At 67.1% G+C, this 8,776-nt stretch carries 7 protein-coding genes; 4 read left to right on the top strand and 3 right to left on the bottom strand.

Annotated features, from left to right (window positions below):
• Positions 1–30: 30 nt before the first annotated feature.
• The 3 genes from AC5P8Z_RS07990 to AC5P8Z_RS08000 are packed head-to-tail and all read right to left on the bottom strand — an operon-like array spanning position 31 to position 3,455.
• Entirely contained in the window at positions 31–1,668 is a 1,638-nt protein-coding gene (locus AC5P8Z_RS07990) for a pseudouridine synthase (protein ID WP_495228695.1), read from the bottom strand.
• Positions 1,661–2,536, bottom strand: a complete 876-nt coding sequence (gene scpB, locus AC5P8Z_RS07995) for an SMC-Scp complex subunit ScpB (RefSeq protein WP_286069101.1) — start codon at positions 2,534–2,536, stop codon at positions 1,661–1,663. The genes AC5P8Z_RS07990 and scpB overlap by 8 nt, the downstream gene beginning before the upstream one ends.
• A gap of 13 nt (positions 2,537–2,549) precedes the next feature.
• Entirely contained in the window at positions 2,550–3,455 is a 906-nt protein-coding gene (locus AC5P8Z_RS08000; RefSeq protein ID WP_286069100.1) for a segregation and condensation protein A, read from the bottom strand.
• A 374-nt stretch (positions 3,456–3,829) separates the two neighbouring features.
• Here AC5P8Z_RS08000 and AC5P8Z_RS08005 point away from each other — a divergent pair, with 374 nt between their 5' ends.
• From AC5P8Z_RS08005 to AC5P8Z_RS08020, 4 genes are all read left to right on the top strand, one after another.
• Positions 3,830–4,129, top strand: a complete 300-nt coding sequence (locus AC5P8Z_RS08005) for a YciI family protein (protein WP_286069099.1) — start codon at positions 3,830–3,832, stop codon at positions 4,127–4,129.
• Positions 4,126–4,401, top strand: a complete 276-nt coding sequence (locus tag AC5P8Z_RS08010; protein WP_495228697.1) for a BolA family protein — start codon at positions 4,126–4,128, stop codon at positions 4,399–4,401. The genes AC5P8Z_RS08005 and AC5P8Z_RS08010 overlap by 4 nt, the downstream gene beginning before the upstream one ends.
• Before the next feature lie 148 nt (positions 4,402–4,549).
• On the top strand, positions 4,550–5,587 hold the full coding sequence (locus AC5P8Z_RS08015) for a LacI family DNA-binding transcriptional regulator (protein ID WP_286069098.1): 1,038 nt from the start codon (positions 4,550–4,552) through the stop codon (positions 5,585–5,587).
• A gap of 76 nt (positions 5,588–5,663) precedes the next feature.
• On the top strand, positions 5,664–8,720 hold the full coding sequence (locus AC5P8Z_RS08020) for a TonB-dependent receptor (RefSeq protein WP_295564986.1): 3,057 nt from the start codon (positions 5,664–5,666) through the stop codon (positions 8,718–8,720).
• Positions 8,721–8,776: the final 56 nt, after the last annotated feature.

Consider the following 8,776-nt stretch of genomic DNA (forward strand, 5'->3'; position numbering starts at 1 on the left):
CGGGGTTTTTCATTTCATGCGTGCCAGCGATCAGCCGCCGCGCGGGCCGCTGCGGCGCGGGCCGCCCGGACCGCGGTTGCCGCCGGGGCCACCCGGGCCACGGTTGCCACCCGGACCGCCGGGGCCGCGATTGCCGCCAGGGCCACGGTTGTTGCCACCGCCCGGACCGCGACCGCCCGGACGGGCGCCGTGTGCCGGCTTCGGGCTGCCGTACGGGTTGAAGCCCGGCGTGGCGTGGTCGGACGGGAAGCTCGGGGCGTTGCCCGGATGGCCGTACGGGTGCTTGTTGCCCTGGCCCTGCGAGCGGTTGCCGGCACCGGCCGGACGGCCCTGGCCACCTGCACCGCCACGGCCTTCGCCGCCGAAGCCGCCACGACCCTGGCCGCCACCGGCGCCCGCGCCCGGGCCCTTCGGCTTGCCATACGGACGGCGCTGGCCGCCTGCGCCCGGACCCCGGGCACCCGGGCCACGTGCGCCCGGACCGGCGTTGCGATGGCCGCTCGGGCCGGTGCTCACGCCATCCGGCACGTACCAGGTGCGGAACGCGGCCGGGTTGCCTTCCGGCAGCGAACGGTCGTTCTTCTGGGTGCGCTGCTTGAACGGCTTCTGCGACTGCTTGGCTGCTGCTTCACCGCTGACGGTCAGGCCACCCTTGAAGCCGCCACCCTTGCCGCCGCGACCACGGCCGCGGTCTTCGCGGACGTTGTCGAAACGACGCAGCTCGCGACCTTCATCGGCCGTGTTGTGGCCATTGACGTAGGCATTGCCGCGGCCACCTTCGCGCACGCGCACGGTGGTCTTGGCGGCGCGGCGCTGGCCGATCACCGGCTGCAGGGTCAGCGCCGACGGCGCGCCTTCTTCCAGCTTCAGCTGCGCACGCAGGGCTTCCACCTGGGTGGTGCCCAGTTCCACAGAATGGCCACGGGCCAGTTCGCGCGGCAGGCTCACCTTGCCGTAGCGGGTGCGCTTCAGGCGGCTGACCTGGCAGCCCTGCGATTCCCACAGGCGGCGCACTTCGCGGTTGCGGCCTTCCTTCACCACGACGCGGAACCAGTCGTGCGAATCGGTACCGCCGATGCGTTCGATCTCGTCGAACTTGGCCGGGCCGTCTTCCAGCGCCACGCCGCGGGCGAGGCGGTCGACGATGGCGTCGGAGACCTTCTCCTCGCCTTCCGGGGCGCGCACGCGCACCACGTACTCGCGCTCGACCTCGAACGACGGGTGCATCATGGCGTTGGCCAGTTCACCGTCGGTGGTGGCCAGCAGCAGGCCGGTGGTGTTGATGTCCAGGCGGCCGATGGCGATCCAGCGCGCGCCCTTCAGCGGCGGCAGGGATTCGAACACGGTCGGGCGGCCTTCGGGGTCTTCGCGGGTGGTCACTTCGCCTTCCGGCTTGTTGTAGACCAGCACGCGCGACGGTTCGGCCAGGGCGGTGGCGACGAAGCCACGGCCATCCAGCTCGATCCTGTCGCCGCTCTTGACCGACATGCCGGTCTGCGCGACTTCACCGTTGACCTTGACCAGGCCTTCGGCGATGCGCTGTTCCAGCGCGCGGCGCGAACCCAGGCCGGCCTGGGCCAGCACCTTGTGCAGGCGCTCTTCCAGCTTGAACTGTTCGGAGGTGGCTTCGCGCTTGAGCGAGAGCTTGTTACGGGGGGTGTCACTCATCAGTTTTGCTCCGGCCGACGGTTTCGAGGTCGGCCTCTGGTTCGGAATCGGCTTGGTCAACAGCCACGGTCGTCGTCGCGACGGCGTTGTCTTCGCGTTCGTTCAGGGTCACCGCGCGCTCGCCCGGCGCGGAATCGGGGTGCCCATCATCAAGGGGCGAAGGTGCTTGCTCATCGGAAGCCGGCGCAGCAGCTGCGTCGGCGGAATCGGGGGTGTCGCTGCCGGCCAGGCCGGCGTCATCGTTCGCGGCAGCGCCATCGGCGCCCGCCGAAATGTCCGGGCCGTCGGCACTGGCGGCGGCCGGTGCGTCACGGTCCAGGGCCAGCTGCGGTTCCAGCTCGCCCAGGTCCTTCAGTTCCGACAGCGGCGGCAGTTCGTCCAGGCGCTTCAGGCCGAAGTAGTCCAGGAAGCCCTTGGTGGTGCCGAACAGCGCCGGCTTGCCGGGCACGTCGCGGTGGCCGACCACGCGGATCCATTCGCGCTCTTCCAGCGCCTGGATGATGTTGCTGCTGACCGCCACGCCGCGCACCTGTTCGATCTCGCCGCGGGTGATCGGCTGCCGGTAGGCAATCAGCGCCAGGGTTTCCAGGGTGGCACGGGTATAGCGGGTCTTGCGTTCGGTCCACAGCCGGCTGATCCAGCCATGCACTTCGCCGGTGACCTGGTAGCGGAAGCCGGAGGCGACCTCGACCAGTTCCACGCCACGGCCTTCGCAGGCGTCGCGCAGGCGCTCAAGCGCACGTTCGATGCTGCCCGGCGGTGCCGGCTCCTCTTCCGGGAACAGGTCTTTCAGCTGGGCCAGGGTGAGCGGCTGGCTGGAGGCCAGCAGGGCACCCTCGACAATGCGGTTGATCAGCGTTTGGTCCATCGGCAGTCAGCGCTCACTCGTTCTCGTTGGCGGCGTCGTTGTCGTCGAACTCGCTGCTGAACTGCAGCGGGGCATTGGTGTTGCCGGCGGCCAGGGACTTCACGTAGATCGGCGCCAGCGGTTCTTCCTGGACGATGTCCAGCAGCTGTTCCTTGGCCAGTTCCAGCACCGCCAGGAACGTGACCAGCACGCCCAGCTTGCCTTCTTCTGCGGTGAACAGCCCTTCAAAACGGTAGAACTTGCCATCTTCAAGCCGGCCCAGTACTTCTCCCATGCGTTGCCGCACGCTCAGCGCCTCGCGCTTGATGGCGTGGCCGCTGAACAGCTCGGCGCGCTTGAGCACGTCGTGCAGCGCCAGCAGCATCTCCTTCAGGTCCACCGGCGGCGGCAGCTTCACCGTGGTGCGTTCGGGCATGAAGGCATGGGCCACGCTGGTGTCGCGGTCCTGGCGGGGCAGGGCGTCGATGTCCTCGGCCGCCTGCTTGAAACGTTCGTACTCCTGCAGCCGGCGCACCAGCTCGGCGCGTGGGTCGGCCTCATCGCCGTCCTCGCTGACCGGTCGCGGCAGCAGCATGCGCGACTTCACCTCGGCGAGGATCGCGGCCATCACCAGGTACTCGGCGGCCAGCTCGAAGCGCAGCTCGCGCATCACGGTGATGTATTCCACGTACTGCCGGGTGATCTCGGCCACGGGGATGTCCAGCACGTCCAGGTTCTGGCGGCGGATCAGGTACAGCAGCAGGTCCAGCGGGCCTTCGAAGGCATCCAGGATGACTTCCAGCGCGTCCGGCGGGATGTACAGGTCCTGCGGAATCTGCAGGACCGGTTGCCCATGCACCACGGCCAGCGGCATTTCCTGCTGCTGGGGTGCGGGCGGCCGGGTTGGCGGGTTCGCGTCGAGCGCGAGTTCGGAAGTCATCTAATGGACATCAGGATTGCAACGGACCAGTCGCGGCACCGGGTTCGCCGGGCCAACGCCACGGAGCCCCAGGGCACCAGACACGCCGGGATCGGCGCGATTCCACACAGGTAAAACAGCAGGACGCGCCGTAGGAAACGGCAGCGACGGAACTACGGGGAGGTCGTCTACGTGGCCCGGCCAGGTGGTCCGGTTCGAAGCAGCGGGACGGTCGTCGGGGGCTGCGTTGGCCGCAAAAACCGACGGGCTGCTGCATCCAGCCACGTGCAATGGAGTCTAGGGTAAGCCTTTGTCGCGCCAGTGTCCAGCCGGACCGGGGCGGGGGCCGCATTGGCTAGAATCTGCGCACCCGACAACGCAAGCGAGGAAATGCCGTGTGGTATGTGATTGAGGGCTATGACGGCCAGGATGTGCTGGCGCAGCGGCTGCAGGCGCGTCCGGAACACCTGGCGCGGCTGCACGCCCTGCGGGACGAGGGACGCCTGCTGCTGGCCGGCCCATGCCCGGCGGTGGACAGTGAGGACCCGGGCCCGGCCGGCTTCAGTGGTTCGGTGGTGATCGCGCAGTTCGAATCGCTCGTGCAGGCCCAGGCCTGGGCCGATGCTGATCCCTACGTGGCTGCGGGCGTCTACACCCAGGTGCAGGTGCGCCCGTTCCGCAAGGTTCTGCCGTGAATGCCGAGCGGATCGTGCGCATGCGTGACGCGCTGCAGCAGGCGCTGGCCCCGAGCCTGCTCGAGATCGAGGACGACAGCCATCGTCACGCCGGCCATGCCGGTGCGCGCGACGGCCGCGGCCATTTCAACGTGCACGTGGTCAGTGAGCACTTCGCCGGACTGGGGCCGCTGGCCCGGCATCGCGCGGTCTACGCCGCGCTCGGCTCGATGATGGAAACCGATATCCACGCGTTGTCCATCCGCGCCCAGACCCCGTCAGAACAGGGTTGAGCCCTTGTCCCACACTGTCCTGGCGGGTCTCCAAGGGGCTTGCTGAAGACAGATTTCCATGTCCATTTCAGGACATTCGCCTAACGGACTGTTTACAAGCCTGGATGGAAACGCTTACATTCCGCGCCAATGCTGGTAGGTCCAAGCCGTGGAGGGCGGCTTCGTGAACAAGGCAGCTATCACAATCAAGGATGTCGCACGCGAAGCCCGGGTCTCCGTGGCCACGGTTTCCCGCGCGCTCAACGGGCATGAAAATGTCGCCGAACCGGTCCGCCAGCTTGTGCTGGAGGTGGCCGCACGGCTGCGTTACACCCCGCACGCCGCCGCCCGCAGCCTGAGCAGTCGCCGCACCAATACGGTGGGCGTGGTGCTGCCCGACCTGTATGGCGAATTCTTCTCCGAGCTGATGCGCGGCATCGACAACGTCGCCCGCAACCGCCGCCAGCACCTGCTGGTGTCCAGCTACCACGGTGACCAGGAACAGCAGGGCGCCGCCCTGCGCGCCATGCGCGGCCGCGTTGATGGCCTGCTGGTGCTCTCGCCCTATGCCGAGAGTCCCGGCTTCCTGACCGACAACCTGCCGCAGTCGCTGCCGACGGTGTTGATCAACACTTATCTGCCGGGGCAGGACCACCCGGTGCTGAGCATCGACGACCACGCCGGCGCGATGGCGATGACCCGCCACCTGCTCGATGCCGGTCACCGCCGTATCGCTTTCATTTCTGGCCCGGACCTCAACTTCGACGCGCGCGAGCGCCTGCGCGGCTTCCGTGACGCGCTGGCCGCATTCGGCCGTGACGCCGAAGGCATCGAGCTGCCCGGTGATTTCGACGAAGCTTCCGGCCATCGCGCCGGTCAGGAGTTGCTGGCAGCCGGAGCGCTGCCTGATGCCGTGTTCGCCGCCAACGACATGATGGCCCTGGGTTGCCTGTATGCCTTCACGCAGGCTGGGGTCCATGTGCCGACCGATGTCGCCCTGGCCGGTTTCGATGACATTCCACTGGCGCGTTTCGTCCACCCGTCGCTGACCACCATGCAGGTCAGCATCGCCGAGCTGGGCGATCGGGCCATGACGCGTTTGATGCAGTTGATGGACGGCACCTCCACGGATGGGACAGGGGACAAGCAGACCCTGGTTCCACGCTTGATAGTTCGCGATTCCACCACTCCGCCATCGGGCCGTTGAAGCCAGAGGCGTTCCTTCTTTTTTGATTGATCGCAGGGACCGCGCGAGCGGTCACCGCCACCCGGAGATTGAGTTGATGATGCATACCACCTTCCGCACGCCGGCGCGCCGGCTGCTGAGCACCGCACTGGTCAGCTGCCTGATGCTGGCCGCTGCTCCGAACGTCATGGCGCAGTCGGCCAACGCCAGCCTGCGCGGCCAGGTTACCGGCGCCCAGGCCGGCGCCGAAGTGACTGCCACCAACGTTGCCACCGGCACCGTCCGTCGCGGTACCGTGCGCGCCGACGGCAGCTACTCGCTGATGGGGCTGGACCCGGGCACCTACGACGTGGTCGCCAACGGCCAGACCCAGAAGGTCACCGTCACCGTGGCCTCGACCGCGACCCTGAACTTCGCCGGCGCAGCCAGCAGCACCCCGGGTTCGACCGCAGCGACCAACCTGGACACCGTCAACGTCGTCGCGCCGACCCTGCTGCAGGAGGTGCGCACCTCGGAAGTCGGCAAGACCGTCAGCCTGCAGCAGATCCAGACCACCCCGCAGGTGTCGCGCAACTTCCTGGAGTTCGCCGACGCGGTGCCGGGCCTGATCTTCACCCGCGACGCCAAGGGCAACACCTCCCTGCGGGGCGGCGCCACCAACTCCGACGGCACCAACGTCTACATCGACGGCGTGGGCCAGAAGAGCTACGTGAAGGGCGGCGGCGTGGCCGGCCAGTCCGGCAGCGCCGGCAATCCGTTCCCGCAGCTGGCCATTGGTGAATACAAGGTCATCAGCGGCAACTACAAGGCCGAGTACGGCCAGGTGTCCAGTGCTGCCGTCACCGCCGCGACCAAGTCCGGTACCAACGAGTTCAAGGGTGAAGCCTTCTACCGTTATACCAACGACAGCATGCGTGCGATGACCCCGGCCGAGCGCCAGCCGAACAAGGGCAAGGAGGAATCGGCCGAGAAGGAATACGGCTTCGCGCTGGGCGGCCCGATCATCCAGGACAAGGCCCACTTCTTCGTGACCTACGAAGCCAAGCGCTTCGACCTGCCGGTCACCATCGCGCCGGACGGCGCGGTCACCGGCGCTGCCGGCCTGCTGCCGCCGGCCGGCGCCGCCGGCCTCGGCCCGGCCAGCCAGCCGTTCCAGCAGGACCTGATCTTCGGCAAGATCGACTTCGAGCCGACCGACAACGATCGCATCGAGCTGACCTTCCAGGACCGCGACGAAACCCAGTCGCAGTTCAGTGGCCAGACCTCGCCGGAAGCCGGCCGTGAAGTGGTCAACACCGACCGTCGTTACGCCCTGCGCTGGAACCACAGCGGTGAGCGCTACTACAACGAGTTGATGGTCACCCACGAAGACTCGTTCAACAACCCGACTCCGCTGACGCTGGCCAACGGCATCACCTACACCGCACCGGACGGCCCCGAAGACCGCACCATCGTGAAGATCGGTGGCGCCTCGGCGCTGGATTCGCAGGTGAAGGGCCAGAAGGGCTGGTCGATCGAAGACAACCTGACCCTGGATGGCATCCAGTGGGCCGGTGACCACACCATCAAGATGGGCGTGAAGTACAAGGCGATCGATCTGTACGCCTCCGATGCGGCGCAGATCAACCCGACCTTCACCTACTCCCTGGGCGATCCGGACTTCCCGGACTCCATTCCGTACAAGGCGCAGTTCGTCAAGCCGGTGACCGGCGTGTCGGGCGTGTCCGGCGAAGTGCGTTCGAAGTCCAAGCAGTACGGCGTCTTCATCCAGGACGACTGGCAGGTCAACGATCACCTGCAGATCAACCTCGGCCTGCGCTGGGACTACGAAAAGACCCCGTCCTACCTGAACTTCGTGACCCCGCAGCAGGTGGTCGACGCCATCTATTCGCAGGACCCGCGCGCGCCCGCCGGCCAGACCTATGCCGATTCGCTGGCACTGGGTGGCCTGGACATCAGCGACTACATCAGCAACGGTCACAACCGCAAGGCGTTCAAGGACGCCTGGCAGCCGCGCCTGGGCTTCTCGTATGACATCAACGCCGACGAGCAGCACGTGATCCACGGTGGTGCCGGCCGTTCCTACGACCGCGACCTGTTCGACAACCTGCAGCTGGAAACCACCAAGCTGGCCCTGCCGCAGCCGACCATCTACTTCCGCAACCCGGCCACCGGCGCCTGCATCAACGGCCAGGCCGCCTGCTATGACTGGAACCCGAACCTGCTCAATGGCATCGGCAACCTGCAGGCACTGGTCGGCGCGACCAGCAATGCCGGGCTGGAAGTGGACCTGCTGAACAACAAGCTGAAGGCGCCGTATTCGGACCAGTTCAGCCTGGGCATGAGCAACCAGATCGGCGACTGGCTGACCGACGCTACCATTGCCCGTACCCTGAGCTACGATGGCTTCGCCTTCACCCTGGGCAACCGCTATCCGACCGGCCAGTTCTTCGATGATCCGCGCCTGTGCGGTGGCACCTCCCCGGGCCTGAGCCAGGCCTGGAGCTGCAACGTGCCGGGCTTCGGCAGCCTGATCATCGGCCAGCAGGGCATCAAGACCCGTGCCACCCAGGTCCTGCTGTCGGCGCAGAAGCCGTTCACCAAGGAAAGCGGCTGGGGCACCTCGATCGCCTACACCTGGACGACCGCACGCCACAACCGCGACATCAACGAGAAGTACGCGTTTGACCGCGGCCTGATCGGCGACTACCCGACCATCCGTTCCAACGGCGCGCCGCGTCACCGTCTGGTGATGACCGGTTCGTACGCGGGCTTCTGGGGCATCACCTTCGGCGGCAAGATCACCCTGGCCACCCCGACTGCCGTCAACGACTGGTACCCGGTGATGCAGGCCAGCGGCTACACCCTGCCGACCCCGCAGGCGGCCGTGCCCAACGCCACCGGCAAGTTCCTGGTGGGTGGCAAGATCTTCGGCTACCGTTCGGTCGACCTGCAGGCGACGAAGACGTTCAAGCTGGCGGGCGATACCGAGCTGTACGCGCGTATCGACATCATCAACGTGTTCAACTTCGACAACTTCTCCACCTACAACTACGTCAAGACCAACGGCAAGCTGCAGGCCAGCTACAACGAGACCGGCGACATCATCGGTACGCCGCGTCAGGTCAAGGCCGAAGTGGGCTTCCGCTTCTAAGCCCGGATGTAGATGCACGACCCGATGCCGCCGGTCCGCCGGCGGCATCGGCTGAA

It is taken from the genome of Stenotrophomonas sp. YJH_SMC_17 (assembly GCF_059371655.1).